The 26,042-nt window shown below is 64.9% G+C and carries 24 protein-coding genes; 11 read left to right on the top strand and 13 right to left on the bottom strand.

The genetic code is table 11. The features are described from left to right. Positions 1-4: 4 nt before the first annotated feature. Positions 5-298, bottom strand: a complete 294-nt coding sequence (locus tag BM171_RS00710; protein WP_093008878.1) for a Dabb family protein — start codon at positions 296-298, stop codon at positions 5-7. A gap of 158 nt (positions 299-456) precedes the next feature. On the opposite strand from BM171_RS00710, the gene mtgA reads away from it, so the two are divergent. The 3 genes from mtgA (at position 457) to queG (ending at position 3,040) form a co-directional block, all read left to right on the top strand. Next, positions 457-1,167, top strand: a complete 711-nt coding sequence (gene mtgA, locus BM171_RS00705) for a monofunctional biosynthetic peptidoglycan transglycosylase (RefSeq protein ID WP_093008877.1) — start codon at positions 457-459, stop codon at positions 1,165-1,167. Between the two features lie 94 nt (positions 1,168-1,261). Beyond that, entirely contained in the window at positions 1,262-1,927 is a 666-nt protein-coding gene (gene fzlA / locus BM171_RS00700) for an FtsZ-binding protein FzlA (protein WP_093009256.1), read from the top strand. A gap of 69 nt (positions 1,928-1,996) precedes the next feature. Further along, positions 1,997-3,040 (top strand): tRNA epoxyqueuosine(34) reductase QueG, encoded by a 1,044-nt coding sequence (gene queG, locus BM171_RS00695; RefSeq protein WP_093008876.1) that lies wholly within the window; start codon positions 1,997-1,999, stop codon positions 3,038-3,040. Between the two features lie 51 nt (positions 3,041-3,091). Here queG and BM171_RS00690 read toward each other — a convergent pair whose 3' ends face one another. Then, entirely contained in the window at positions 3,092-3,592 is a 501-nt protein-coding gene (locus tag BM171_RS00690; protein ID WP_093008875.1) for a hypothetical protein, read from the bottom strand. Positions 3,593-3,904: 312 nt separating this feature from the next. On the opposite strand from BM171_RS00690, the gene msrB reads away from it, so the two are divergent. The 3 genes from msrB (at position 3,905) to radC (ending at position 5,805) form a co-directional block, all read left to right on the top strand. Continuing rightward, positions 3,905-4,354: a peptide-methionine (R)-S-oxide reductase MsrB gene (msrB, locus tag BM171_RS19090; protein WP_093009255.1), complete on the top strand. Its 450-nt coding sequence runs from the start codon at positions 3,905-3,907 to the stop codon at positions 4,352-4,354. After that, complete coding sequence (gene msrA / locus BM171_RS19085) at positions 4,351-4,863, top strand: peptide-methionine (S)-S-oxide reductase MsrA (RefSeq protein ID WP_217646669.1); 513 nt, start codon at positions 4,351-4,353, stop codon at positions 4,861-4,863. The genes msrB and msrA overlap by 4 nt, the downstream gene beginning before the upstream one ends. A gap of 189 nt (positions 4,864-5,052) precedes the next feature. Next, positions 5,053-5,805, top strand: coding sequence for a RadC family protein (gene radC, locus BM171_RS00675; RefSeq protein ID WP_093008874.1), 753 nt, complete (start codon positions 5,053-5,055; stop codon positions 5,803-5,805). A gap of 6 nt (positions 5,806-5,811) precedes the next feature. Here the strand turns inward: radC and BM171_RS00670 are convergent, their stop codons facing one another. From BM171_RS00670 to secA, 3 genes are all read right to left on the bottom strand, one after another. Beyond that, on the bottom strand, positions 5,812-7,419 hold the full coding sequence (locus tag BM171_RS00670; protein WP_425438926.1) for a phosphate ABC transporter substrate-binding/OmpA family protein: 1,608 nt from the start codon (positions 7,417-7,419) through the stop codon (positions 5,812-5,814). Between the two features lie 55 nt (positions 7,420-7,474). Further along, the gene (locus tag BM171_RS00665; RefSeq protein WP_093008873.1) at positions 7,475-8,476 is read right to left on the bottom strand and encodes a translocase; all 1,002 of its coding nucleotides are present in this window, start codon (positions 8,474-8,476) and stop codon (positions 7,475-7,477) included. Positions 8,477-8,631: 155 nt separating this feature from the next. Then, positions 8,632-11,367 carry a preprotein translocase subunit SecA gene (gene secA / locus BM171_RS00660; protein WP_093008872.1) on the bottom strand — a complete coding sequence of 912 codons (2,736 nt, stop codon included), beginning with the start codon at positions 11,365-11,367 and terminating at the stop codon, positions 8,632-8,634. A 169-nt stretch (positions 11,368-11,536) separates the two neighbouring features. Here secA and BM171_RS00655 point away from each other — a divergent pair, with 169 nt between their 5' ends. From BM171_RS00655 to mutT, 3 genes are all read left to right on the top strand, one after another. Then, positions 11,537-12,415 (top strand): peptidylprolyl isomerase, encoded by an 879-nt coding sequence (locus tag BM171_RS00655; protein ID WP_093008871.1) that lies wholly within the window; start codon positions 11,537-11,539, stop codon positions 12,413-12,415. A 1-nt stretch (position 12,416) separates the two neighbouring features. Beyond that, positions 12,417-13,652, top strand: coding sequence for a bifunctional glutamate N-acetyltransferase/amino-acid acetyltransferase ArgJ (gene argJ, locus BM171_RS00650; protein ID WP_093008870.1), 1,236 nt, complete (start codon positions 12,417-12,419; stop codon positions 13,650-13,652). 88 nt (positions 13,653-13,740) lie between these two features. After that, the gene (gene mutT / locus BM171_RS00645; RefSeq protein ID WP_093008869.1) at positions 13,741-14,139 is read left to right on the top strand and encodes an 8-oxo-dGTP diphosphatase MutT; all 399 of its coding nucleotides are present in this window, start codon (positions 13,741-13,743) and stop codon (positions 14,137-14,139) included. A 74-nt stretch (positions 14,140-14,213) separates the two neighbouring features. Here the strand turns inward: mutT and infB are convergent, their stop codons facing one another. The 4 genes from infB to rimP are packed head-to-tail and all read right to left on the bottom strand — an operon-like array spanning position 14,214 to position 19,591. After that, a complete protein-coding gene (gene infB / locus BM171_RS00640; protein WP_093008868.1) occupies positions 14,214-16,721 on the bottom strand; it encodes a translation initiation factor IF-2 in 2,508 nt (835 codons plus the stop codon). Beyond that, a complete protein-coding gene (locus BM171_RS00635) occupies positions 16,718-17,365 on the bottom strand; it encodes an RNA-binding protein (protein ID WP_093008867.1) in 648 nt (215 codons plus the stop codon). Before BM171_RS00635 ends, infB begins: the two co-directional genes overlap by 4 nt. A 7-nt stretch (positions 17,366-17,372) precedes the next feature. Continuing rightward, complete coding sequence (gene nusA, locus BM171_RS00630; protein WP_093008866.1) at positions 17,373-18,998, bottom strand: transcription termination factor NusA; 1,626 nt, start codon at positions 18,996-18,998, stop codon at positions 17,373-17,375. Between the two features lie 5 nt (positions 18,999-19,003). Further along, positions 19,004-19,591, bottom strand: coding sequence for a ribosome maturation factor RimP (gene rimP / locus BM171_RS00625; RefSeq protein WP_093008865.1), 588 nt, complete (start codon positions 19,589-19,591; stop codon positions 19,004-19,006). 314 nt (positions 19,592-19,905) lie between these two features. Here rimP and BM171_RS00620 point away from each other — a divergent pair, with 314 nt between their 5' ends. Continuing rightward, positions 19,906-21,288 (top strand): NAD-dependent succinate-semialdehyde dehydrogenase, encoded by a 1,383-nt coding sequence (locus BM171_RS00620; RefSeq protein WP_093008864.1) that lies wholly within the window; start codon positions 19,906-19,908, stop codon positions 21,286-21,288. Positions 21,289-21,362: 74 nt separating this feature from the next. Here BM171_RS00620 and BM171_RS00615 read toward each other — a convergent pair whose 3' ends face one another. Then, complete coding sequence (locus tag BM171_RS00615; RefSeq protein ID WP_093008863.1) at positions 21,363-21,965, bottom strand: enoyl-CoA hydratase/isomerase family protein; 603 nt, start codon at positions 21,963-21,965, stop codon at positions 21,363-21,365. Beyond that, on the bottom strand, positions 21,962-22,711 hold the full coding sequence (locus tag BM171_RS00610; protein ID WP_093008862.1) for an SDR family oxidoreductase: 750 nt from the start codon (positions 22,709-22,711) through the stop codon (positions 21,962-21,964). The genes BM171_RS00615 and BM171_RS00610 overlap by 4 nt, the downstream gene beginning before the upstream one ends. Before the next feature lie 135 nt (positions 22,712-22,846). On the opposite strand from BM171_RS00610, the gene BM171_RS00605 reads away from it, so the two are divergent. Beyond that, a complete protein-coding gene (locus BM171_RS00605; RefSeq protein ID WP_139218652.1) occupies positions 22,847-24,367 on the top strand; it encodes a DUF2125 domain-containing protein in 1,521 nt (506 codons plus the stop codon). 18 nt (positions 24,368-24,385) lie between these two features. On the opposite strand, the gene BM171_RS00600 is transcribed toward BM171_RS00605, so the two are convergent. Then, complete coding sequence (locus BM171_RS00600) at positions 24,386-24,859, bottom strand: GNAT family N-acetyltransferase (RefSeq protein WP_093008860.1); 474 nt, start codon at positions 24,857-24,859, stop codon at positions 24,386-24,388. Between the two features lie 113 nt (positions 24,860-24,972). After that, positions 24,973-25,953 carry a DNA topoisomerase IB gene (locus BM171_RS00595; protein ID WP_093008859.1) on the bottom strand — a complete coding sequence of 327 codons (981 nt, stop codon included), beginning with the start codon at positions 25,951-25,953 and terminating at the stop codon, positions 24,973-24,975. Positions 25,954-26,042 lie beyond the last annotated feature (89 nt).

Here is a 26,042-nt window from a genome sequence, read left to right as displayed (position 1 = left end):
CGGCTTAGAAATCCGCGGCGACCCGGGTGTCCCGAAGGGGCCGCACCGCGTCTATGGAGGATTGGTAGATCGGATGCGCCTTGTAGGCGTCGAATGCCGCCCGATCGGCGAACTCGGCATAGACGACGACGTCGACGTCATTCGCTATCTGGTCCATGCGGGCGCATTCGCGGACCTCGAAATGCGTGACGTGCGGGATATCGCCCAATTGTTTCAGCCCCTCGATGATACGGGGGATATCGGCTTCGTCCCTGGCGGTGAAAAAGACGACGTGACGGATGAAATCTCGCTGTGACATGTGATTCTCGGCACTCATTCAAAAGCTTGCCGTAAAAGGCACGTGCGGCGGCGGCAAGACCTGTCCCGTCCCGACTGCGCGTGACCTGTTCGCGTCAGACTTTCCCACGTCATGCAGAGCCGCTTTCCCGGTCGCCTACGGGGCGGTATCACGGCGTTATGGCGAAAAAGTCGAGCAAGACGAAAACGAAGATTCGGCCTGGCCGCTTCCTGGCGAAGTGGCTCTTCCGCGCCGTGCTGGCGCTGGCGGTGCTGATCGCTCTGGGGATCGGGCTCTATCGGGTCGTGGCCCCGCCGACGACGCCCTACATCATGTCCGAAGCGCGGCGTCTCGGCGGGGTGGAGCGGCAATGGGTGAATTCCGATGCCATCGCGCCCGTGATGTACCGATCCGCCGTCGCGGCGGAGGATGCCAATTTCTGCCGGCATTGGGGCTTCGACATGAGCGCTATCCGCGATGCGATCGAGGATGGCGGCAATCGTGGCGCCTCGACGATCTCGCAGCAGGTGGTGAAGAACGTCTATCTCTGGCAGGGTCGAAGCTGGCCGCGAAAGGCGCTCGAGGCTGTCATCACGCCCGGCATGGAGGCGGTCTGGCCGAAGCGGCGTATCCTCGAGGTCTATCTCAACATGATCGAATTCGATGAAGGCGTGTTCGGCGTCGAAGCGGCGGCGCGGCACTATTTCGGCGTCTCGGCGGCGGATTTGACTCCGACGCAAGCGGCGCGCCTCGCGGCCATCCTGCCGGACCCCAAGGGCCGATCCGCGTCCGACCCCTCGAATTTCGTGCGGCGGCGCGCGGCCTCGATCATGGACGGGGCCGCGACGATCCAGCGGGATGGCCGCGCATCCTGCTTCGAGCCGGCGTGAGCTTGCCCGCGCCCCGCGCTGACTGTTGAAGTCGGAGCGGTTGCGGGTCTAGAGACGATCACGCGTTCGCTTTCATTCATTGGATCTGCCCCAGATGGCCAAGCTCTATCACGTTCCCCTGTCCCCCTTCTGCCGCAAGGTCCGACTGAGCCTTGCCGAAAAGAAGATCGAAGTGGAACTCGCCGAAGAACGCTATTGGGAAAAGGATCCCGATTTCATCCGACGCAACCCGGCGGCGAAGGTTCCGGTCCTGAAGATCGACGGCAAGACGATGGCGGAATCCGCCGCGATCTGCGAGTGGATCGAGGAGAAATATCCCGAGCCCGCTCTGATGCCCAAAAGCGCCGATGCGCGCTTCGAAGTGCGCCGGCTGGTCGGGTGGTTCGATGACAAGTTTCACAGCGAAGTGACGTCGAAGCTGCTTTATGAGCGGGTGAACAAGAAGGTGATGAAGGCCGGCTTCCCGGACAGCACCAACGTGAAAGCCGGGGCCAAGGCGGTCAAATATCACCTCGATTACATGGCCTGGCTGCTCGATCATCGGCGCTGGCTTGCGGGCGACGTGATGACGCTCGCCGATTTCGCCGCCGCGGCGCATCTGTCTTCCCTCGATTATATCTCGGACGTGGACTGGAACCGGCAGGCGGCGGTGAAGGACTGGTATGCGAAGATCAAGTCGCGCCCGGCCTTCCGTTCGATCCTGGCCGATCAGCTTCCGGGCTTCCCGCCGCCGCCGCATTATGCCGATCTCGACTTCTGAAATCGCGGCGCCTCGTGGCATCGGACGGCCGCGGTATTTGGGCCAACCCAAAGAGCGTAGCTTTCGCGCATGTCCCTGACGGCGCGCCTCAAGGCCGAGGCGGAGGCCGCCGGGTTCACCATGTGCCGGATCTGCGGGCCGGGTGACATCCCGAAGGTGCCGGAGCGGCTGGGCGCGTTCCTGGAGAAGGGGCGGCACGGCCAGATGGGCTGGCTCGAGGATCGCGCCTCCTGGCGCGGCGATCCGCAGGTGCTCTGGCCCGAGGCCCGGTCGATCATCATGCTTGGGGAGAGCTACACGCCGGATCATGACCCTATGGCGATCCTGGGCGCGCCCGAACGTGCCGCGATCTCGGTCTACGCACAGAACCGGGACTATCACGACATCGTCAAGAAGAGGCTGAAGCGGCTCGGGCGATGGCTCATCGCCGAGGCCGAGGCGGCCGGCGAGGAGGCCGAGATCAAGGTCTTCGTCGACACCGCGCCGGTGGCCGAGAAACCTCTCGGGGAAGCCGCGGGCCTTGGATGGCAGGGCAAGCATACCAATCTCGTCAGCCGGGAGATGGGATCTTGGTTCTTTCTCGGCTCGATCTTCACGACGCTCGATCTGGAGCGTGACGCGCCCGAAACGGATCACTGCGGCTCGTGCCGCCGGTGCCTCGACATCTGCCCGACCGATGCGTTTCCGGCACCCTACCAGCTCGATGCGCGGCGCTGCATTTCCTATCTGACCATCGAGCACAGGGGACCCGTGCCCGAAGAGCTGCGCGAAGGGCTCGGCAACCGGATCTATGGCTGCGACGATTGCCTGGCGGTCTGCCCGTGGAACAAGTTTGCCGCCGAGGCCAGCGATATCCGCTATGCCGCGCGGGAGGACCTGCTGGCACCGGATCTTGCGGAACTGGCGTCGCTCGACGATGCCGGTTTCCGGGCGCGGTTCTCGGGCTCGCCGATCAAGCGGATCGGGCGCGATCGCTTCGTGCGTAACGTCGCTTATGCCATCGGGAACTCGGGCAGCGCGCGGCTGCGTCCCGCGGCGGCCGCGCTGGCCGAGGATCCCGACGAGACCGTCCGCGATGCGGCGCTTTGGGCCTTGGCGCGGCTGCCGGCGTGAGATGTGGCCTCCGCTGGGGAGATGCGGAGGCCACGCTCGACCCCCCGCCCGTCAGGCGCGGTCGTCGACCAGAAGCTCGACCCGGTCCGGGGCAGCGGCAAAGATGCCGATGACATCCTCAGCGGCGAAGCCCTGCGCTTCGAGCAGGTCCGCAAGCATGTCGTTTGCCGCGATTTCGTCCTGCATCGCGGCGAGTTCGCCCTCCACATCGGCCAGCGCGAGATCGAGACTTTCGCTTTCACCTGCCGCTTGATCCGGGATGTCGGAGAGAGTCAGCGTGTCGATGACATATCCTGTGTCGATCACGGCGGGATCCGCCATCTCCGGCATCCCCTCCTCGAAGATGGAGACGAGTTCACTGAAGGTGTCGGGCGCACCGCTCGTCATGCCCGGCGCGGCGGTGTCAGGGGTCATCCCGACCTCCGGGGCGGCTTCGAGTGCGGGCTCCGTGGGCGAGCCGCCTTCTTCGGGCGCGGTCTGAGCCACCGCCGCGACCGAAGTCGAGGCGGCCAGCAGGGCGGTCATGCTGAGGGTCTTGGTGCGCGTGCTCATCGAGGTCTCCTTTTCGCAATCTCGCACGGGGGTCGGCGGGCATTGCTGGGCGCGCCGACATGAGAGACATGGGGGCGTTGCGCGGCTTTGTCTGCGCGCTGCGCGCGGCGCACGAAGTATCGGCGGCGCCCGGCTCGACGGGGCGTCCGGGGCGGGCGATCCACCGCCGGTTCCCTGCCTCGAGTGGCATGCCGCGCTCCTCCGCTCATCGAGACGTCAGGGATGGGCGAGGGGTCGCCTGTCGCAGGACCGTTGTCTTTGTCGTCTGCATCCCCATCTTGAACCACAGACATTCCGAGCATGGAGAGCCACATGAGCGAGTATCGCAAAGACCCGGACGCGGTGGCCGCACTCGATCCCGAGAGCTATCGCGTCACGCAGGAAAACGGCACCGAGCGCCCCGGCACCGGGAAGTATCTCGAGAACAAGGCGCCGGGGATCTATGTCGACATCGTTTCGGGCGAGCCGCTCTTCGCGTCGTCGACGAAATACGAATCGGGCTGCGGCTGGCCGAGCTTCGTGAAGCCGATCGAGCCGGACAACATCACCGAGCTGCGCGACACCACGATGGGTATGATCCGCACCGAGGTGCGCTCGCGTCACGGGGATAGCCATCTTGGACATGTCTTCCCGGACGGACCGCCCGATCGCGGCGGATTGCGCTACTGCATCAACTCGGCCGCGTTGCGCTTCGTGCATCGCGACGACATGGAAGCCGAAGGCTACGGCAAGTATCTCGACCAGGTGGAGGAAAGAGCATGAGCGATCTGACACGCGCCGTTCTGGCAGGCGGCTGTTTCTGGGGTATGGAAGACCTCTTCCGCAAGCTCGACGGGGTCGAGAAGACACGTGTCGGCTATACCGGCGGGGACGTGCCGAACGCGACTTACCGCAATCACGGGACCCACGCGGAGGGTCTGGAGCTTTGGTTTGATCCCGCGCGGATCTCCTATCGCCGGATCCTTGAATATTTCTTCCAGATCCATGACCCGACGACGCTGAACCGCCAAGGCAACGACATCGGCATGAGCTATCGCTCGGCGATCTATTACGTCGACGAGGACCAGAAAGCGGTTGCCGAAGACACGATCGCGGATGTCGAGGCCTCGGGTATCTGGCCGGGCAAGGTCGTGACCGAGGTCGAGCCCGTGGATGACTTCTGGGAGGCGGAGCCGGAACATCAGGATTATCTTGAGCGGTTCCCGAACGGCTATACCTGTCACTTCCCGCGCCCCGACTGGGTGCTGCCACGGCGCGACGCCGCGGAATAAAGCTCTTGAACGCGCGCCGCGGTGTCGGGGAATCGCGGCGCGCGCCTCGCTTGGGGAAACGAGCGACCTTGCCTTTGGAGGTCGCGACAAATCTGCGCCGAAGACGTAAAGACTTGGTGAACGTCGAGCAGGCAAATGGACGGATGGCGTTAACGCCGAATTAAGCCTGCGTGCGCTAGCGTCCAGGCCATGATCCAGACCGGTTTTTCAGACGCGCAAGGCGCGCTTTTCGATCCGCCGCCGCGCGATACTGGCGGGCCGGTGGCACTTCCTTCCTACATTCGCGATCACCGCCAGCGTCTGCGCGACAGGTTCGTCTCCGGCGGCGCCGATGCCGTGCCCGACTACGAGATGCTGGAGCTTGTGCTCTTCCGTGCCATCCCGCGCCGCGATGTGAAGCCGGTCGCGCGCCGGCTTCTGGACGCTTTTGGCGATTTCGCGGGGGTTCTCTCGGCGCCGCGCGCGCGGCTTCTCGAGATGGACGGGGTCGGCGCTGCGGTGATTTGCGAGCTGAAGATCGTGGAGGCCGCCGCGCAGCGTCTGGCGCGTGGCAAGGTCATGCATCGTCCCATCGTCTCGAGCTGGCAAGCCTTGATCGATTACTGCCACGCGGCGCTCTCTCACAAGGATATCGAGGAATTCCGCGTCCTCTTCCTCGACCGCAAGAACGTGCTGATCGCGGATGAGGCACAGGCGCGTGGCACGGTGGATCACGTGCCCGTCTACCCCCGCGAAGTCATAAAGCGCGCGCTCGAGCTGAACGCCTCGGCGGTCATCCTCGTGCACAACCATCCCTCCGGTGATCCATCGCCCTCCGACGCCGATATCGCGATGACGAACGAGGTCGCGCGCGCAGGCGAGGTGATGGGCGTGACCTTGCACGATCACCTGGTGATCGGAAAATGCCGTGAACTCAGCTTTCGCTCTGAGGGGTATCTGTAGAGCGGATCAGTCGAGCCAGACCTCGACGCGGCGATTGGCCTTCCGGCCCCAGACCGTATCGTCGCAGGCCATCGGCATGGCCTCGCCGAAGCCGTCCGTGCGGATATCGAGCCGCTCGGGATCTGCGGCTTCGGCAGCGGAGATGACCGCGTCGCGAACGGCCTCCGCGCGGTTTCGCGCGATCACGAGATTGGCCGAAGCGGGTCCGGCCCCGTCGGAGAAACCGGCGAAAAGAATGGTCCTCGAATCGTAAAGGCCCGCCTCTATGTCGGCGGCCAGCCGCGCGACATTGGCGCGGGATTGCGCGTCGAGCTGTGTCGAGCCGGGTTCGAAACGGAACGACAATGTCAGGCGGTTGAGCGGGGCAAGCTCGGTACGCAGACGCTTGAGCTCTGCAAGACCTTCCTCGCCATCCGCGACGGCAATGGCGTTCGCAAGGCGCGAGCCCTGATGCGCGATGGGCACATCCTCCACGGCCTGATCGGTGAAGCCGACGCGCCGGATGACGTTCTGCGCGGGCTCCGATGCGGTATAGGCCAGAAAGTCGCGGCCGAGTTTCGGTAACCTGCGCGCAGGCAGGTAGAGGAACATCGGCGCGGTCAGCGGCCAGTCCTCGGTCTTGATCGTTCCGCGCTCGGCCGACAGGCTGAAGCCGCACGGACCGTCCACGGAAAGCGGCTTGGACAGACCGATCTCCGAAAAGCTCGCAATCCCAAGCCCGAAGGGGTCCACGGCCACGGAAGCCGCAAGCGCCTCCTGACTGTCATGGCGCAGCACCTGGCCTTCGGCGGCCTCGGGCAGAGCCCGCGCCAGCCGGTCTCCGATCGACTGGGCAAGTCCGGAGCTTTCCGTTGGCAGATGCAAGACGACAGGTGCATCGGGCCCGCCGAGTGCCTGCCAGTTCCTTGTCCGCCCGGCGAGGATGTCGGTCAGCGTCCGCAGGGAGATGGTCTCCACCGGGTTTTGCGATGAGACGACGGGCACCATCGCGTCTAGGGCCAACACGCGAGACCATTTCGCCTCCGTCAGATCGCCGAGCCCGGCGTCGCGCGCCGCTTCTGCCTCCTCGGCCCGGATCTCGCGCAGCGACATGACGAGGTCCGCTTCGTCCGCCAGAAGATCCGCAAATCCCGAATCGGAGGTAGTGCTCGAGATGTAGAACCGTGCGACGGCGCGCTCCGTCTCGGTGCTGGTCAGCGTGTAAAGCGTGGCATCCGGGCCGGTTTCCTCGCGCGAGGACACGTAACCTTCCCGCAGCGCGAAGCCTTCGATGAGAGCCGGCAAAAGAACCCGTCCAATCGTGGCGGAACCGGAGATCCGCAACTCTGCGACGAAATCTGTCAGCGATGGGCAGGCCACGCCCGCACAGGAGACGCCAGAGGCATCCACTGTCAATTCGCCATATTCGGAGTCGATGCGGTAGAACTCGCCGTCAAAGCCCAGAAGCGTGCCGGACAGCGAGACGCCCCCGTCATAGGAGCGTAACGTCACATCATCCGATTGCGCCACGGCAGGCAGAGACAGCGCAGTCAGCCAGAGACTGGCCGCAGCCAGGATGCGGCACGCAAGAACTCGTGTCGGTAGAATGACGGACCCCTCCGGTGCATGAAACACGCCGCGCGACTGTTCGTGCCGCGCGGCGAAATTTCAATAGCCGGAGCGTCGAGGGTCAGTTCGATGCGACCTCGATGTCGCGGACCATGGCGTCCAGCACCAGGAAGTCACCCACGGCATCGCATTCGGGCATGGCCAGTTCGATGTCCTGCACGCTGAGTGCCGCCTCGCCTCGCCGCTCGATCATCTGCGCGTCGAGATCCTGACCGCAATTCGATGCCGTGATTTCGGCTTCTACCGACAATGCGACCTCTGCCTCGGCCGGCGCCGTGCCAGCGGGGAAGGAATAAATCTCGGCGATCAAAGCTTCGGGCGCGTCGGTGTCGCCCAGTCGCGCCAGGAAGCCACCTTCGCCGCGCGCCGCAGCTTCGATCGTGCCGCGCGATCCCGCCCAGACATGGCCGTCGGCAAAGTAGTCGGCACCGGCTTCGCGGGCGTGAAGTCCAAGCCCCGAATCGCCCCGCCATTGCAGCGCCACGCGGTCGTAGAACGCCAGCGAGGAGACCTGAGCCTGCGCGATCGCGCCATCGCCGGAGCCGAAGGAGAAGATGAAAACCGCGGTTTCCGCGAGTGCGGGCACATCGAGGCTGAGCGTACCATCGGGCTGCACGGTCTCGGTGAACATCAAGCCGTTGTGGTGGACAGTCACGCGTTCCGACCCGTGGCATGGCGCATCAAGCGCGAGCGCGACCATCGCGGCCGCACCCGGTTCAGCGGTAGCACTGATCGCGCAGTCGAACCCGGCGCTCGGCACGTCCTTGGGCAGGATCGCGTCGCTTGCGCTCTGGCCTTCGACCGCCGCGACTTCGACACTCGCCCGCTGAAGTGCGGGGGCAGGACGCGACTCTTGCGGAAGGGTGGGGAACGCGCCCGCGGTCGCCAGGGCAGGCGCGCTGTCCTCAAGCCCTGCAGGCGCGGCGGTGTCCACGATCCCGCTGACTTCAATGGGTTCGGACGGGTCGCTTAAGCCGGGCAGGCCAAATTGCATCACGTAGCCGATCGCGAACGCGGTAAAGACTGTTCCGGCAGCGAGCGCATAGGTCTTGGGTTGGGCCATTAGAGCCTCCACCATACGGTTTCTTTCAACAATCGTATGATCCGCAAACTTGGCGAGCTTGCGGCAAAGGCGTGGAGAGCCCGAGGCGTTTCCGGGATAGGAACAATGCGACGGAAACTGCCCGCGACGACCGCGCCGTCACGGGCAAGGATCATTTAGGCGAGGCGACCGTGGCAATGCTTGAACTTCTGGCCCGATCCGCAGGGGCAGGGCGCGTTGCGTCCCGGATTGCCCCAGGTGGAGGGATCTGTCTCGTCGAAGCCGTCGATCAGCGGCTCCTTCGCGGCGACCGCCGGACCTGCCGCTTCGCTTTCGGGATTCGTCGCGCCCGCAGGGGCCTGTGCAGCCGCCATCTGGGCCTGCGCCTGTTCGCGGCGTAGCTGATCGAGGAGTTGTTTGCGCTGCTCCTCGCTCATCGGCTGGATCTGGGCCAGCTTCTGCGTGACCTCGCTACGCAGGCTGTCCAGCATCGATTCGAAGAGCTGGAATGCCTCGGTCTTGTATTCGTTCAGCGGGTCGCGCTGAGCATACCCGCGGAAACCCACGACCGAACGTAGATGCTCCAGTGTCAGGAGGTGATCACGCCATTTGGAGTCGATGGTCTGCAAGAGAACCTGTTTCTCGATCTGGCGCAGCGCCTCGGGGCCGAATGCCTCGGCTTTTTCCGCCATGAGCTTGTCCGAGGCTTCGGCGATGCGTTCACGCAGCACATCCTGGTCGACGCCGTCTTCTTCTGCCCACTCCGCGACCGGGAGCGCGATATTGAGCTTGTCCTTGATATCGGCATCAAGTCCTTCGACGTCCCACTGATCCGCGTAGCTCTTGGGCGGGGCGTAAGTATCGACGATATCGTCGATCACTTCTTCCCGCATATCCTCGGTGACTTCCGAGAGATCCTCGGCTTCCATGATCTCGCGGCGCTGACCGAAGATGACCTTACGCTGGTCATTCATCACGTCGTCGAACTTCAAAAGCTGTTTGCGGATGTCGAAGTTGCGCGCTTCCACTTTTGACTGCGCGCGCTCGAGCGACTTGTTCACCCACGGATGAACGATCGCCTCGCCTTCCTGCATCCCGAGCGAGGAGAGCACCTTGTCGAGCCGTTCGGAGCCGAAGATCCGCATCAGGTCGTCGTCGAGCGAGAGGAAGAAGGACGAACGCCCCGGATCGCCCTGACGGCCCGAGCGGCCGCGCAGCTGGTTGTCGATCCGGCGGCTTTCGTGCCGTTCGGTCGCCAGAACGAACAGACCGCCGGCCTCTTTCACCTTGTCCTCGGCCTCGGCCTGCCCGGCTTCGATCCGCGCGCGGATCTCTTCGGGATTGCCATTGGGGTCGGCATCGAGCGCGGCCTGCACCTTCATCTCGAAATTGCCGCCGAGCTTGATGTCGGTGCCGCGCCCGGCCATGTTCGTCGCGATCGTCACGGCGCCCGGCAGGCCGGCATCGCCGACGATCTGGGCTTCCTGCTCGTGCTGGCGCGCATTCAGGACATTGTGCTTGAGCCCGGCCTTCTGGAGCAGCTGGCTCAGCATCTCGGACTTCTCGATCGAGGTGGTGCCGACGAGGACGGGCTGGCCCTTCTGGTGGGCGAGGCGGATCTCCTCGACGATGGCTTCGTATTTCTCTTGCGCGGTGCGGTAGACCTTGTCGTCTTCGTCGATCCGCGCGATCGGCCGGTTGGTCGGCACTTCGACCACGCCGAGCCCGTAGATTTCCGCGAATTCCTCGGCTTCGGTGGTGGCGGTGCCGGTCATGCCCGACAGCTTGTTGTAAAGGCGGAAGTAGTTCTGGAAGGTCACGCTTGCGAGCGTGACGTTCTCGGGCTGGATCTGGCAGCCTTCCTTGGCCTCGATGGCCTGATGCAGACCGTCAGACAGGCGGCGGCCCGCCATCATGCGGCCCGTGAATTCATCGATCAGCACGACCTCGTTGTCGCGCACGATGTAGTCCTTGTCGCGCTGGTAGAGCTTGTGTGCCCGAAGCGCCTGCGTGACGTGATGCACGAGCGTGGTCGATTCGGGGTCGTAGAGCGTCTGACCCTCGGGCATCAACCCGGCCTCGCGCAGCCGCTCTTCGAGGAACTCGTTGCCCTCGTCGGTGAAGGAGATACTGCGCGTCTTCTCGTCGAGCTCGTAATGTTCCTCGGTAAGATCCGGCAGCAGCTTGTCGATCCCGGTATAAAGCTCCGAGCGGTCCTGGCTCGGACCCGAGATGATGAGCGGCGTGCGCGCCTCGTCGATCAGGATGGAATCGACCTCGTCCACGATCGCGAAGTTGTGCCCGCGCTGATACATCTGGTCCAGTTCGGACTTCATGTTGTCGCGCAGGTAATCGAAGCCAAGCTCGTTGTTCGTGGCGTAGGTGATATCGGCCTGGTAGGCAGCTTTCTTCTCGTCTTCGGGCTGGCGCGGATAGACCACGCCCGTCGTCAAGCCGAGCGCACCGTAGACCTTGCTCATCCAGTCGGCATCGCGGCGGGCGAGGTAGTCGTTCACCGTGACAATGTGCACGCCCTTGCCGGAAATCGCGTTGAGATAGGCGGGAAGGGTGGCGACCAGCGTCTTGCCCTCGCCGGTCTTCATCTCCGAGATGTTGCCCTGGTGCAGGAAGATCCCGCCCATGAGCTGCACGTCGAAGGCGCGCAGGCCGAGCGCCCGCTTGGCGGCCTCACGGCAATTGGCGAAGGCATCGGGGAGAAGATCGTCGAGGCTTTCGCCACCTTCGAAGCGCTTGCGGAACTCGTCCGTCTTGGCCCTCAGGCCCGCGTCGTCCAAAGCCTCGTACTCGGCCTCCAGAGCGTTGATCTTCTCGATCAGGGGCCGGGTCGACTTGATCTTCCGGTCGTTCGCCGTGCCGAAGACCTTTTTCGTGAGTGTTCCGAACCCTAGCATACGCTCTCTTTCGCCTGTCACCGTCTCGTGTGGCGGCATCTGCTTGCCCGTCCTGCACCGAGCCCATAGACAAACGGGGGAAAGACTGGCTGCACAGAGCCACGAGCGATGTAAGGGCCGGTCCTCACAGTGTCAACGCTGCCCGCACGGGTGGCAGAAAGAGGTGAAGATGTCCCGACCGAGCCTGAAACTCACCGCCGTTGCCGCGCTCCTCGCGTTTGCCGGCCCGGCATGGTCCCAGGATGAGACCGCCGGATCCGAAACCGCGCCCGACGCGGACCTGTCCGAAGTCGTCGCGACGGTGAATGGCGAAGAGATCACGCTGGGCCACATGCTCATGGTGCGCGCGGGTCTTCCCGAGCAATACCAGCAGCTTCCCCCGGATGTTCTGTTCGAGGGCATCCTCGATCAGCTGATCCAGCAGGAAGCGCTGGCGCAATCGGATTCCGCCGAAGAGACGACCGGCGTGCGCCTGACGCTCGAAAACGAGCGCCGCGCGCTTCTCGCATCCGAAGCCGTCGCCGGGCTGTCCCGTGACGCAGTGAGCGAAGAAGACATCCAGAACGCGTATGACGAGCAATTTGGCAGCGAGGGCGGTGCGACCGAATACAACGCGGCGCATATCCTCGTCGAGACCGAGGAAGAGGCGCAGGCCCTCATCGAGGAGCTGAACGGCGGCGCCGATTTCGCGACGCTCGCGCAGGAACGCTCCACCGGCCCGTCCGGCGCGAATGGCGGCGATCTTGGATGGTTCGCGGCCGGCCAGATGGTGCAGCCCTTCCAGGACGCCGTCGAAACGCTTGAGCCCGGCGCGATCTCGGAGCCGGTCGAGACACAGTTCGGTTGGCATGTCGTGAAGCTGAACGAGACCCGGCAGCAAGAAGCGCCCGCCCTCGAGGAGGTACGCGACCAGATCGAACAGCAGCTCGCACAGGCACGTGTCGAGGCCGCAATCGAAGAGCTGGTCGCTGGCTCCGAGGTCACGCGCCCCGGCGAGGATCTCGATCCGGCGGTTCTGGGCCGCACCGATCTTCTGATGAGCGAGTAAGATGGCGAAGATCACCAGCCGCTCGCCGCTGGCCCCCGATGCCTTCCCGGCGCTGCCGGTGATCAAGGGCGTCCGCTTTGCCACTGCGGCGGCGGGCGTTCGCTATGCCGGGCGCACCGATGTGATGCTCGCGCATCTCACGCCGGGCTCGACCGTGGCGGGCGTGTTCACGCGCTCGGCCACCCGCTCGGCCAATGTGCTCGATTGCCAGGCCAAGATCGCGCTCGAGCCCGAGGCGGGCGACGGCGCGGCGATCCTGGTCAATTCCGGCAATTCCAACGCCTTCACGGGGCGCGCCGGGGATGCGTCGGTTCAGGCGCTCTGCGAGGCGGTCTCGACCGCGATGGACCTGCCCCCAAGCCGCGTCTTCACCTCCTCTACCGGCGTGATCGGGGAGCCTCTGCCGCACGAGCGCATCGTGGCGAAGGTGGCCGACCTTGTGGCGGGGCTCGACGAAGAGAATATCGCGGGCGCGGCAAATGCGATCACGACGACCGATACCTTCCCGAAAGGCGCGTCTGCGGAGATCGAGATCGATGGACAGACAGTCAGGATTGCTGGCATCGCGAAAGGCTCCGGCATGATCGCGCCCGACATGGCGACGATGCTGGTCTACGTCTTCACCGATGCGGCCATCGCGAAGGATGATCTGCAGGCGCTGGTCTCGGGGATCAATGAGCGCAGCTTCAACTGCATTACTGTCGACAGCGATACCTCGACCTCGGACACGCTTCTGATGGGGGCGACCGGCGCGTCGGGTGTGCGCGTCGCCAAGTCCGACACCGCTTTTGCCACGGCGCTCGAAAGCGTCTTCCTCGATCTGGCGCATCAGGTCGTCAAGGACGGAGAAGGCGCGACGAAATTCGTGACCGTCCAAGTTACCGGCGCCGCCTCCGACAACGATGCGCGCACCCATGCGATGGCCATCGCCAATTCGCCGCTCGTCAAGACCGCCATCGCCGGCGAAGATCCGAATTGGGGCCGCGTCGTCATGGCGATCGGCAAATCGGGCGCGGCGGCAGACCGCGACCTTCTGTCGATTCGCTTCGGCGACGTTCTGGTCGCGGAGAAGGGCTGGGTCTCGCCCGAGTATCGCGAAGAGATGGGAGCGGCCGTGATGAAGGAGCCGGAGATCACGGTCGCCGTCGATCTCGGCCTCGGGGACGGCGCGGCGACGGTCTGGACCTGCGATCTCACGCACGGCTACATCTCGATCAACGCCGATTACCGCTCGTGACGCGCATGTGTCTTTGGGTTGGCGAAAATACCGCGGGGAGCGCGAGGGGCTGGCCCCTCGCTCCTGCCCGATCCGCAGGCGCGCGGCCATGAAGGTGGTGCTCGTCTCCGCTGTTGCCCTCATTGATGCAGAGGGCCGCATCCTTCTCGCGCAGCGGCCCGAGGGCAAGTCGATGGCCGGGCTCTGGGAGTTCCCCGGCGGCAAGGTCGAGCCAGGCGAGACGCCCGAAGCGGCGCTCATCCGAGAGCTGTCCGAGGAGCTTGGCATCGGCACATGGTCCTCCTGCCTCGCGCCGCTGACCTTCGCCTCGCACAGCTATGACGACTTTCATCTGCTGATGCCGCTCTTCGCCTGCCGCAAATGGGAGGGCATTCCGCAACCGAAGGAAGGGCAGACCCTGAAATGGGTGCGGGCCAATGCGCTTGCGGAATATCCTATGCCGCCGGCCGACGTGCCGATCGTGCCGATCCTGCGCGACTGGCTCTAGCGGCGTCCAAGCTGCCCGGAGAAACGAAAAAGGCCCGCCGATTGGCGGGCCGTTTTGTTTTCTCCGAAAGACAATCAGCTCAGCGTGCGGGCGATTTCCTCACGCTCGAAGATCTCGATCACGTCCTCCTTGCGGACGTCATCGTAGTTCTCGAACGCCATGCCGCATTCCTGGCCCGAGATGACCTCGGCCACCTCGTCCTTGAAGCGCTTGAGCGTCTTCAGCGTGCCTTCGTGGATCACCACGTCGTCGCGCAAGAGACGCACACCGGCCGAGCGGCGCGCCACGCCTTCGGTCACGAGGCAGCCCGCTACGGTGCCGACGCCCGAGACGCGGAAGGTCTCCAGGATCTTGGCATAGCCGATGAAGTTCTCGCGGATCTCGTTCGAGAGAAGGCCGGAGGCCGCAGCTTTCACGTCGTCCACGAGGTCATAGATCACGCTGTAATAGCGCAGCTCCACGCCCTTCTGGTTGGCCGAGTTGCGCGCCGAGGCATTGGCTCGAACGTTGAAGCCGAGGATCGGCGCTTCGGAGGCTTCGGCGAGGCCCACATCGGTTTCGGTGATCGCACCGACGCCGTAATGCAGGACGCGCACGCGCACCTCTTCGTTGCCGACCTTCTCGAGCGCCTGAACGATCGCCTCGGCCGAACCTTGCACGTCGGCTTTTACCAGCACGGGCAATTCGGTGACGTTCTCGTCGTCCTTGGCTTTCTGCATCAGCGCTTCGAGCGTCGTCGCCGCACCGGCTGCGGCGCGCTTGTCCTTGGCGACCTGCTGGCGGTACTCGGCGATCTCGCGGGCCTGCGCCTCGGTCGAGACGACGTTCAGAACGTCGCCCGCCTCGGGCGTGCCGTTGAGGCCAAGAACCTCCACCGGAACCGAGGGACCGGCTTCCTTGACGCGCGCGCCCTGATCGTTCTCCATCGCGCGGACCTTGCCCCACTGCTCCCCGACGACGAAGATGTCGCCTTGGCGCAGCGTGCCGTTCTGCACGAGAACGGTCGCGACGGGGCCGCGGCCGACGTCGAGCTTGGCCTCGATGACGGCGCCTTGCGCGGCGCGGTCGGGGTTGGCCTTGAGCTCGAGAATTTCCGATTGCAGTGCGATGGCTTCGAGCAGCTCGTCGAGGCCCTTGCCGCTCTTCGCGGAGACCTCCACGTCCTGCACGTCGCCGGACATCTCTTCGACGACAACCTCGTGCTGGAGCAGATCGGTGCGGACCTTGGTCGGGTTCGCATCGGGCTTGTCGCACTTGTTGATCGCAACGATCATCGGCACTTCGGCGGCTTTGGCGTGATTGATCGCCTCGATGGTCTGCGGCATGACCGCATCATCGGCAGCGACCACGAGGATCACGATATCCGTCACCTGTGCGCCCCGCGAGCGCATCGAGGTGAAGGCTGCGTGTCCCGGCGTGTCGAGGAAGGTCAGCGTCGTGCCGCCTTCGGTCTGCACCTGGTAGGCGCCGATATGCTGGGTGATGCCGCCGGCCTCGCCCTGGGTCACCTTCGCGTTCCGAATCGCGTCCAGAAGCGAGGTCTTGCCGTGGTCGACATGGCCCATGACGGTTATGATCGGTGCGCGGTCCTTCAGATCCTCGGGATTGTCCTCGACCTGTTCGATGACCTGCTCCACATCCGCGTCCGACACACGCGTCACGGTGTGGCCGAATTCCTCGATGATGAGCTCTGCGGTATCGGCGTCGATGGTCTGGTTCTGCGTCGCCATGACGCCGTTCTGCATGAGCGCCTTTACGACGTCACCAACCCGTTCTGTCATGCGGTTGGCCAGCTCGGCCACGGTGATCGCCTCGGGCAGCTTGACCTCGCGCATCACCTTCTCGCGGTTGACGGGACCGCCCATAGCCTTCTGGCGCGCACGCTCCTGCTTGCGCTTCATCGCGGCCATGGATTTCTGGCGTCCGCCTTCCCCGCCCGAAAGGGCCTGGCTGACGGTCAGCTTGCCGGAGCGGCGGCCGCCGTCACGAGCCTTCGGCGCGCGGTTGCGATCTTCGCGCTCACGCTCGGGCTTGTTCGTGGTCTTGGGCGCTGCCTTGCCACGTGCACTCTGTGGATCGGCGTCGGGCGCGGGCTGGGCGGGCGCGGCCTTGGCGCGTTCGGCCGCTTCGGCCTCCTCGCGCTTGCGGCGTTCCTCGTCCTCGGCCTTTGCCTTGGCGCGCTCTTCGGCCTCACGCTGTTCGCGCTCTTTCTGTTCCTTCTCGGCGCGCATGCGCTCGCGCTCTTCGGCGCGGGCCTTTTCCTCGGCTTCACGCTGGGCCTGTTCGTCGGCCTCGCGTGCCTTGGCGGCCTGCAGCGCTCTCAGACGCCGTTCCATCTCCGCATCGGAAATACCGGCGGGGCGCTTGGCCGAAGCCGCGGCTCGCTGCGCGGCGCTTTGCCCGGCATCACCGGAGCCGGACTTGGATGCCGGTCCCGTGCTGCTCTTGGGCACCACGACGCGTTTGCGCTTGGTCTCCACCACGACGTTCTTGGTGCGTCCGTGGCTGAAGCTCTGCTTCACCGATCCCGAACGGGGACCACCGCGTACACCCAATGTCTTCTTGCCGTCGTTTTCGCTCATGAAGCTCTCTTATCCTTTCCGGCAGCCCCTGCTGCCGCGTCTTGCGCCAGTCCGGCTGTGCGCATGCCCTTCAGGCGTCGGGCATCCTCTACAACACGTTTCGTGAGTCCGCCAGCGCCGAGCGCGGCATGAATCACTTTATCTCGCCCGAAGGCGCGCCCGAGCTCGTCAGCCCCGAGCCACCCGATATAGGTGCCGAAATGGGGAGTCGACAGCTTCGTCTTGCCGCGGGCTGAGCCATCCTCGGCCTGGATCAGGACTTCGGCCTCTTCCTTCTGAAGCCAGTCCTTGACCTTCTCGTAGCCCGCCACGGCATCACCCGACTTGCGGGCGAGGCTGATGAGGTTGACCACGCGTTCGGCCAGCATATCCGTCACATTATCGGCCAGTCCCTCGGGCACCGATACCTTTGTCTTGGCGGCGCGGGCAAAGAGGTTCTTGCCCGCCGCCTTGTCGATATCCCCGCGCGTCGCAGAGACCCAGATGCCCCGGCCCGGCAGCTTGCCGGCAATGTCGGGCACGATCGAGCCATCGGGACCCACGACGAAGCGGATCAGCCGCTCGACAGGCAGAACCTCTCCGGTCGCGATGCAGCGCCGTTCGGGTCCGGCACTGCGGTCTTTGCTGCGTCCGCCTCGGGTCAATGGCCGCTTATGCCTCCTCGGTCTCTTCGGAGCCTTCGTCGGCGGCGTCGTCGCCTTCCGCCTCGGTCTCGATCTCGGTCGGGTCGACCCAGCCCAGAAGAACGCGCGCGGTCATGACCATGTTCTGCGCTTCCTCGAGGCTGACCTCGAAGGGCTCCAGAACGCCGTCATCCTTGGTGCGCTGTCCGTCGACCGTGGTCCAGCCGCCGGCCAGTTCCCAATCCGCGCAGGTCGCGAAATCCTCGAGCGTCTTCACGTCGTCCTTCGCGAGTGCCTCCACCATTTGGGGTGTCAGCCCCTCGAATTCAATGAGGCTGTCCTCCGCACCGAGCGCGCGGGCACGCTCCAGCGCTTCGGCGGCCTGCGCCTCGAGGACGTCGCGGGCACGGGCCTGCAGCTCCTCGGCGGTCTCGTCGTCCACCCCGTCGATGACGGTCAGCTCGTCGATCTCCACATAGGCGACCTCTTCGAGATTGGTGAAGCCTTCGGAGACCAGGAGCTGGGCGAAGAACTCGTCCACGTCGAGCGCGTCCACGAAGAGCTGCGTGCGCTCCTCGAATTCCTTCTGCCGGCGCTGGCTCTCTTCCTCCTCGGTCATGATGTCGATGTCGAGACCGGTGAGCTGAGAGGCGAGGCGCACGTTCTGGCCGCGCCGGCCGATGGCGAGCGACAGCTGCTCATCGGGCACGACGACCTCGATCCGCTCGGCATCCTCGTCGAGAACCACCTTGGAGACCTCGGCGGGCTGCAGCGCGTTCACGAGGAAGGTCGGCACATCCTCGTTCCACGGGATGATGTCGATCTTCTCGCCCTGAAGTTCGTTCACGACCGCCTGCACGCGGGAGCCGCGCATACCGACGCAGGCGCCCACGGGGTCGATCGAGCCGTCATAGGAGATCACGGCGATCTTGGCGCGGCTGCCCGGATCGCGGGCGACGGCCTTGATCTCGATGATGCCGTCGTAGATCTCGGGCACTTCCATCTTGAAGAGCTCGGCCATGAATTCGGGCGCGGTGCGCGACAGGAAGATCTGCGGCCCGCGCGTCTCGCGCCGCACATCCTTGATGTAGCAGCGGATGCGGTCATTGGCGCGGTAGGCTTCGCGGCCGATCTTCTCGTTGCGGCGCAGGATGCCCTCGCCGCGGCCGATATCGACGATGACGTTGCCGTATTCCTCGCGCTTGACGACGCCGTTGATGATGGTGCCGGCGCGATCCTTGAATTCCTCGAACTGGCGGTCGCGTTCGGCTTCGCGGACCTTCTGCAGGATCACCTGCTTGGCGCTTTGCGCGGCGATCCGGCCCAGCTCGACCGGCGGAACTTCCTCTTCGTAGGTGTCTCCGATCTGCGGGTCCGCGAGGTATTGCTTGGCCTGCTCGACGGTCATCTCGGCCTGATAATTCTCCAGCTCTTCCTCGTCGACGACGGTACGAACGCGGGTGAAGGTCGCCCGGCCGGTGCGACGGTCGATTTTCACGCGGATGTCCATCTCGGAGCCGTAGCGCGACTTGGCGGCGCGGGCGAGGCTCTCTTCCATCGCTTCGACCACGAGACCGGGGTCGATCATCTTCTCGCGCGCGACCGCCTCGGCGGTCTGCAGAAGCTCAAGCTGGTTGGCAGAGGTGATTGCCATTCGTCTTACTCCTCCTCGGGGCCGCCATCATCGGCCAGGATTTCGTCAAATCGGGATTGGTCGAAGTCGTCGGGCTCGGTGCCCGCGTCCTTGCGCGCTTTCAGCATCTCGCGGATCAGCTCGTCGGTGAGGACGAGCTTGGCATCGGCGAGCCAGTCGAATTGCAGCCCCACCGTGCCTTCTTCGATATTGATGAGCACTTCGGAGCCCTCGACACCGGCCAGAACGCCCTTGAAGCGCTTGCGCCCGTCGATGAGGTCGTGCGTTTCGAGCTTGGCCTCGTAGCCCTCGAAGGTATCGAAATCCTTCAGGCGGGTCAGGGGGCGGTCGATACCGGGCGAGGAAACTTCGAGCGTATAGGCGTCGAGAATCGGATCTTCCACGTCGAGCACGGCGGAAACGGCCGTCGAGATCTCGCCGCATTCATCGACTTCGATCCCGCCATCGGGGCGCTCGGCCATGATCTGCAAGAGCGGCGACTTGCCGCCCTGGAGACGCACGCGCACCAGCTCGAAGCCGAGATCCTCGATCACGGGGCCGGCGATCTCGGCGATCCGGCGGTCCATCGAGGTTTTTGCGATCAGGTCAGACATAAGGTCCTGCTTGGCGTAGTTTGGGACGCGGACACAAAAAAACCGGCCCGCGGCCGGTCATGTGATCCGGTGGGCGCCGGGTGTGGACCCCAGCACGCCGCTGTTGGATTGGGTATACGGAGCTTGCCCCGAGTCTGCAAGGGGCAATGTATCGAGCGCTACAGCGCGAGGGAGCGAGGGGCCAGCCCCTCGCGCTCCCCGCGGGTATTTGGGCCAATCCAAAGAAAGGGGGCGTGGCGCGCCACATTCACGTGAGGATGGAAACCTAGTCGGCTGGCCGCGTTGAGCGGGGACAGATAATCAAGGAGCAGTTCATGTCCGCCGACATTCAGACGATCAATCCGGCCAATGACGAACCGATTGCCGAATATTCCTACATGAGTGATGCCGAGGCGCGCGATGCCGTCGAGGCGTGCCACAACGCCTTTCTCGACTGGCGCCTCCAGAGCCTCGAGGCGCGCGCGGAGAAGATCCGCGCGGTCGGCCAGGCCTTGCGGGACAACAAGGAAGACTTCGCCCAGCTGATGACCCGTGAGGTCGGAAAACTCATTGGCGACAGCCGCGACGAGATCGAGCTATGCGCCGCGATCTGCGACTTCACTGCCGATAACGGCCCGAAAGAGCTCGCTGAGGAAGAGCGCGACATTCCGGGTGGCACGGGCGTGATCACCTACGCGCCGCTCGGCGTGATCTACGGTATCCAGCCTTGGAACTTCCCCTGTTACCAGGTGGTCCGCTATGCCATCGCGAACCTGATGGCCGGCAATGGCGTCCTGCTGAAGCACGCGGAGAACTGCACCGGCAGCGGCCTCTTCCTCGAGGATCTGATGCAGAAGGCGGGTCTGCCGGAGAACCTGTTCACCGTTCTGCGGATCAGCCACGAGCAATCCGACAAGGTCATCGAGAACGCTCGCGTGCGCGGCGTGACGCTCACCGGCAGCGATGGCGCGGGCCGCAAGGTGGCCGAGAAGGCCGCGTCGGTATTGAAGAAAAGCGTGCTCGAGCTCGGCTCGAACGATGCCTACCTGGTCCTTGACGACGCCGACCTCGATCTTGCGGTCGAATCCTGCGTCGCGGGCCGTATCTACAATAACGGCGAGACCTGCGTGAATGCCAAGCGCTTCATCGTGACCGAGAAGAATTACGATGCCTTCGTCGAGCGCTTCTCGGAGAAGATGGGCGCGATCGAGACGGGCGATCCGTCGGACGAGACCACCAAGCTCGGGCCTATGGCGCGGATCGATTTGCGCGACGAGCTGGCCGATCAGGTGAAGGACAGCGTCGCGAAGGGCGCGCGCGCTCTTTGCGGCGGCGAGGTGCCGGACGGGCCGGGCGCGTTCTACCCCGCCACGGTTCTCGTCGACGTGGCACCCGGGCAGCCGGCCTATGACGACGAGCTCTTCGGTCCTGTCGCCTCGGTCATCAAGGCCAAAGATGACGAGGACGCGATGCGTATCGCGAATGATAGCCGCTACGGGCTCGGTGGCGGCATATTCTCGAAGGATGAGGACTATGCCCGCAAGCTCGCCGCGACCTATTTCGATACCGGCATGGTCTGCGTGAACGGGTTCAACGTGGCGATCCCCAACATGCCGTTCGGCGGCGTGAAGGATTCAGGCTATGGCCGCGAGCATGGCGGCTTCGGCATGAAGGAATTCGTCAACGCGAAGTCGGTCTACATGAAAAAGGCTGCGTAAGGCGGCCGAGGGCGAGTGGGGGCTCTGCCCCCACACCCCCGCGGTATTTGTCCCAACCCAAAGATAGGGCGGCGTCAGCCGATCATGGCCTTGATCGCGCTGACATGGGAGGTGCCTGCAGCAAGCACATCGGCCACAAGCGCTTCCGCCTCCTTGGCGGGGGCGTCCACGATCCGGTCTACGAGGCCCCAGCTCAGGGCTTCGTCTGCCGTGATCTTTTGCCCTGCCATCAGGATCATCTTCGCCCGCGCCGGCCCGATCAGAGCGGCGAGGCGCGCAGGGTCCGAGGGTTGCGGCAGGTAGCCGAGTCTCATCACCGGGTAGAAGAATTTCGCCTCGGACACAGCCAGGCGGATGTCGCAGGCGAGAACCATTCCCATCGCGCCGCCGGCGGCCGTGCCGTTCAGCGCGGCGACGGTGAGACCGGGATGGGCGGCAATGGCGCGCGACAGCCGCTCCCAATCGGGCGAGACGGCCATGCCCGCTTTCGCGGCGTCGAGATCGGCACCGGCAGAGAAGACGCGGCCGGTGCCGGTCAGGATGAGCGCCGGTATCTCCTCTGCGGCTTCCGCGGCATCTGCGAGATCCGACAGCATCTCGGGCGTGAGCGCGTTGGCCTTGTCCGGGCGGTCGAGCGTGATGCGCCGGACACCGCCTGCATCCTCGACACGGATCACGTGAGGCCGACCTTCGCGCGTATACCGGGATCGCGCAGCGAGATTTCGTCGCCTTTCCAGTCATCGGCCTCGGACCCGCACATCCACAGAAGCGCCTTGGCGACCCATTCGGGCGGGATGTGATCGGACCAGTCGAGCTTGCTGACCGGATTGACGCCGGACGCCTTGATCTCGCGCTGCATCTCGGTCGCCACCGTGCCGGGCGAGAGCGAGAGCGCGCGGATCCCCGCTTCGGAATTCTCCTTGTCGGCCATCCGCGTGAGCATCAGCGCGCCAGCCTTCGACGCACAATAATGCGACCATGCTTCGACGGGTCCATGTGCCGCGCCGGAGCCGATCGTCAGGATCGTGCCGGAGCCTTGCGCGCGCATCACCGGCAGCGCGGCGCGCATGCCGTGAAAGACACCCTTGAGATTGATGTCGATGACATTGCCCCAGGCATCCGGGTCGGCGTTGGCCAGACGGGAGATCGGCTCGATCACGCCGGCATTGTTGATGACCACATCGAGGCTTCCGAAGGTGCGGACGGTGTTCTCGACCGCTTGCTCGACTTCCCAGAAACGGGAGATGTCGCAGGGAATGGCGATAGCGTTCTCGCCGATCTCGCCCGCGATCTCGGCGATGCGGTCGGCGCTGCGGGCTATGAGGGCGACGCGCGCCCCTGCATTGGCGAATTCGCGCGCGGCGGCCTCGCCGATGCCGCGGCTCGCGCCGGTGATGAAGACGGCCTTGCCGGTCATGTCCATGGGAGGGCCTCCTGAAAAACGGATCGGGCAAAGGCGTAATCCGGCCGGCCCGGACGGTCCAGCCCCTTGACCTCTCACCGGGCAGGAAGGATGCTCCGGCCAACCGCAAGATCGCCCCGAGGGAAAGACATGCCCATGCAGACCGACCGCATTCGCCATATCGCCGGGGTCAGTGCCTTGGCTCTTGTCGCCTCCGGCGCGCCCGCGCTGGCCGACGTCACCCCAAGCGAGGTCTGGGACGGGTTTCGCAGCTATCTCGAGACATCGGGCTACGAGGTGACGGCCAATGTCTCCGAGAGCGGAGACGCGCTCACCGCCGCGGGCCTCGTGGCCCGGATGGACATGTCCGACAGCGATGGCAGCCTCGTCTGGGAAGGCGGCGACGTCACCTTCGCGGATCAGGGCGACGGCACGGTGCTCATCACATTCCCGGAGACCATGCCGATCACGGTCTCCTTCACCGAAGAGGGGCAGGAGACGGTCCTGTCACTCGATTACACGCATACGGACATGTCGCTCGTCGCCTCGGGGGATGACAGCGAGATGACCTATACGGTCGATGCGCCCGAGCTCGGCATCGTCCTGCGCGAGGTCTCGGTGGACGGCGAGGCCCTTCCTGACGATCAGGCCAGCGGTCAGGTCGCCTTCACCGCGATGAGCGGCGGCTTCGATCTCGTCTATTCCGATCCGATGACCTTCGATCAGGACATCCGGGCGGAGGAGATGAGCATCGACTTCAATTTCACCGATCCAGAGACCGGCGACACCGGCAGCTATTCGAACGCTCTAACGGACGTTGCGATGACGGGCAGCGGCGCGGTGCCCGAGCTCGACGATCAGATGATGGCCGACGAGATGATCGAGGCGGGGCTCGACGTGACCGGCGAGATCGCCTTTGAAAGCGGGCAATCGCAACTGTCCGGCACGAGCGATGGCGCGCCGTTCGAAATGGCGTCGTCCTCGGGCGGCGGCAGCCTCACGGTATCGATGTCGGGAGCCGGGCTTGCCTACGGTGTCGCGGCGCAGGAGCTGCAATTCGACATTTCCTCGCCGGACGTGCCCTTCCCGATCTCGGCTTCCGCCGCGTCCACCGAAACGTCTCTCCTGATGCCGGTCATCGCATCGGAAGAGCCGCAGGATTTCGAGGCGCTGATCCGGCTCGACGGGCTCGAAGTATCCGAAATGCTGTGGTCGATGTTCGATCCGCAGGGCAACCTGCCACGGGATCCTGCGACCTTGGTGATCGATCTGTCGGGGCAGGCGACCCCGACAGCAAGCTTCTTCGATCCCGAAGCGATGGAGGCGTCTGACGAAGCCCCCGGCGAGATCAACGCGGTCTCGATCGACGAGCTGCGCCTCTCGGCAGCCGGTGCCGAGCTGACCGGCGATGGGGCCTTCACCTTCGACAACGAGAACACCGAAGCCTTCGGCGGCATGCCCGCGCCTTCGGGAGAGGCCACGCTGAACCTGACCGGCGCGAATGCGCTCATCGACAGCCTGATCTCCATGGGTATCCTGTCGAACGAGGACGCGATGGGTGCGCGGATGATGATGTCGATGTTCACCGTGCCGGGTGACGGCGAGGACAGTCTGAGCTCGACGATCCGCGTGACCGAAGACGGCCAGGTTCTGGCCAACGGTCAGCGCATCCGCTGAAACGAAGGCGGGCCGGCCTCAGCCGGTCTGCCGTACTGCTTTTTCGAAGAAGACATCCGGGTAGGGATCACTGTTGAAGCGAGGAATCTCGCTCCAACCGGAATTGCGATAAAGCGCGACGGCCTCGGGCAACGCGCTGTTCGTGTCGAGTCGGAGCGTAGACATGCCAAGGTCGCGCGCCCTGTTTTCAAGCGCGTCCATCAGGCGGCGGGCAAGCCCTGCGCCGCGCGCCTCGGGCGAGACCCAGAGGCGTTTGATTTCTCCGACAACAGTTCCGTCGCCCTTGAGACCGACGCAGCCGAGATCGCGACCCTCGCGCGCGGCGATCAGGAAGCTGCCGAGCGGGGGCATCATCTGTGGCGCTTCGGGATCTGCAGAGAGCGTCACGTCGAAGCCGCCATCGAAGCGGGCATCGAGTTCGGCGTAGTAGCGCTGCAAACAGGCCAGCGCCTCGGGAGCGCGCGGATCGGCCTCGCGGACCGTTATCGTCATGCGCGCAAGCCGGGCAGATCGACGCCGCGCGCGGTTTTTCTTTCGCCCATCTGATCCTCCTGTCGCTGTCGAGATCAGAGGTTAGGTGGAGCGGCAGAGGAACGCCAGATGCGCTAGAGCAGGTTCAGAAGCCCCGCCTCCGACTGCCGGAGTCCGCGCGTCTCGGGAGCGGTCTCGATCAGGCGGCGACGCTCCGCGAGAGGTGTTTCCGCGAGTGCGATCACATCGGGATGGATGTAGCTCGATCGGCAGATCGCGGGCGTGTTGTGCAGGCGCTCCGCAGCGGCTTCGGTCATGGATTTGATCGTCAGGCTCTCCTCGCGCATTGCGACCTCGAAGGCGGTCACGGTGCCGTTCCACGTGCGGAAGGTCTTCGCGGTGATGGCATCGCTGTCCGTCTGCCCGGCGAGATAGGCGTTCACCTCCGCAGAGGTGACGGCGCGCGCGGTGCCGGTTTCGTCTTCCCAGGACACAAGCGTCGGCCCGCCCAGATCGTCGAGCCGGTCGAGCACGCGGTTCAGCGTCTGATCCCGCAGCTCCTTCTCCACGAGATCGCCGCCCTTGGCCCGATAGGTGAGGTGCACCTTTCCGCCTTCGAGCGACAGGTGGCGGGGGCGCAGGGTCGTGGCACCGAATGTTCGGTTCTGCCGGGCGTAGTCGGGATTGCCGACCCGCAGGTTCGCCCGGTCGAGCAGTGCCAGGATCGCGGCGATGGCGAAGCTCTGATCGCCCGCCTCACCGTCGCGCAGGTTGCGCTGGATGCGTCGGCGGATCGACGGCAACGCGGTGCCGAATGCGCGCAGGTGATCGAATTTCTGCCGAGCCCGAAAGGCGGTCCAATCGGGGTGGTAGCGATATTGCTTGCGCGCCCGCGCATCCCGCCCCGTCGCCTGCAGATGGCCGAGCGGGTCGGGACACATCCAGACATCGGTATAGGCCGGCGGCACTGCCATCGCATCGAGCCGGGCGCGTTCCTTCTTGTCCGCGATCAGGGTGCCGTCGGGCGCGGTATAGCTCCAGCCACGTCCTCGCTTCCGGCGAGTGATGCCGGGGCGGTCGTCGGGGAAGTAAACGAGATCGGGGATGGTCTGCATCTGCGGCAAACCCCGGCGATCGGCCCGGGGTTCCGCCGATGACGATCAGCCTTGCTTGATCCCGCGATGCGCCGGTGTCAGTTTGCGCG

Origin of the sequence: Roseivivax halotolerans, assembly GCF_900115815.1 — a bacterium.
GTDB classification, from domain to species: domain Bacteria; phylum Pseudomonadota; class Alphaproteobacteria; order Rhodobacterales; family Rhodobacteraceae; genus Roseivivax; species Roseivivax halotolerans.
This window is presented reverse-complemented; position numbering and strand designations above follow the sequence as displayed.

Bases quoted from the DNA above. Each gene is read 5' to 3' on its own strand.
- msrA (WP_217646669.1), top strand. From the start codon at position 4,351: ATGAGCGATCTGACACGCGCCGTTCTGGCAGGCGGCTGTTTCTGGGGT.
- BM171_RS00595 (WP_093008859.1), bottom strand. From the start codon at position 25,953: ATGCAGACCATCCCCGATCTCGTTTACTTCCCCGACGACCGCCCCGGC.
- BM171_RS00665 (WP_093008873.1), bottom strand. From the start codon at position 8,476: ATGGCCCAACCCAAGACCTATGCGCTCGCTGCCGGAACAGTCTTTACC.
- BM171_RS00620 (WP_093008864.1), top strand. From the start codon at position 19,906: ATGTCCGCCGACATTCAGACGATCAATCCGGCCAATGACGAACCGATT.
- rimP (WP_093008865.1), bottom strand. From the start codon at position 19,591: ATGTCTGACCTGATCGCAAAAACCTCGATGGACCGCCGGATCGCCGAG.
- infB (WP_093008868.1), bottom strand. From the start codon at position 16,721: ATGAGCGAAAACGACGGCAAGAAGACATTGGGTGTACGCGGTGGTCCC.
- nusA (WP_093008866.1), bottom strand. From the start codon at position 18,998: ATGGCAATCACCTCTGCCAACCAGCTTGAGCTTCTGCAGACCGCCGAG.
- BM171_RS00610 (WP_093008862.1), bottom strand. From the start codon at position 22,711: ATGGACATGACCGGCAAGGCCGTCTTCATCACCGGCGCGAGCCGCGGC.
- BM171_RS00690 (WP_093008875.1), bottom strand. From the start codon at position 3,592: ATGAGCACGCGCACCAAGACCCTCAGCATGACCGCCCTGCTGGCCGCC.
- fzlA (WP_093009256.1), top strand. From the start codon at position 1,262: ATGGCCAAGCTCTATCACGTTCCCCTGTCCCCCTTCTGCCGCAAGGTC.
- BM171_RS00600 (WP_093008860.1), bottom strand. From the start codon at position 24,859: ATGACGATAACGGTCCGCGAGGCCGATCCGCGCGCTCCCGAGGCGCTG.
- msrB (WP_093009255.1), top strand. From the start codon at position 3,905: ATGAGCGAGTATCGCAAAGACCCGGACGCGGTGGCCGCACTCGATCCC.
- BM171_RS00605 (WP_139218652.1), top strand. From the start codon at position 22,847: ATGCAGACCGACCGCATTCGCCATATCGCCGGGGTCAGTGCCTTGGCT.
- queG (WP_093008876.1), top strand. From the start codon at position 1,997: ATGTCCCTGACGGCGCGCCTCAAGGCCGAGGCGGAGGCCGCCGGGTTC.
- BM171_RS00655 (WP_093008871.1), top strand. From the start codon at position 11,537: ATGTCCCGACCGAGCCTGAAACTCACCGCCGTTGCCGCGCTCCTCGCG.
- mtgA (WP_093008877.1), top strand. From the start codon at position 457: ATGGCGAAAAAGTCGAGCAAGACGAAAACGAAGATTCGGCCTGGCCGC.
- argJ (WP_093008870.1), top strand. From the start codon at position 12,417: ATGGCGAAGATCACCAGCCGCTCGCCGCTGGCCCCCGATGCCTTCCCG.
- BM171_RS00710 (WP_093008878.1), bottom strand. From the start codon at position 298: ATGTCACAGCGAGATTTCATCCGTCACGTCGTCTTTTTCACCGCCAGG.
- radC (WP_093008874.1), top strand. From the start codon at position 5,053: ATGATCCAGACCGGTTTTTCAGACGCGCAAGGCGCGCTTTTCGATCCG.
- mutT (WP_093008869.1), top strand. From the start codon at position 13,741: ATGAAGGTGGTGCTCGTCTCCGCTGTTGCCCTCATTGATGCAGAGGGC.
- secA (WP_093008872.1), bottom strand. From the start codon at position 11,367: ATGCTAGGGTTCGGAACACTCACGAAAAAGGTCTTCGGCACGGCGAAC.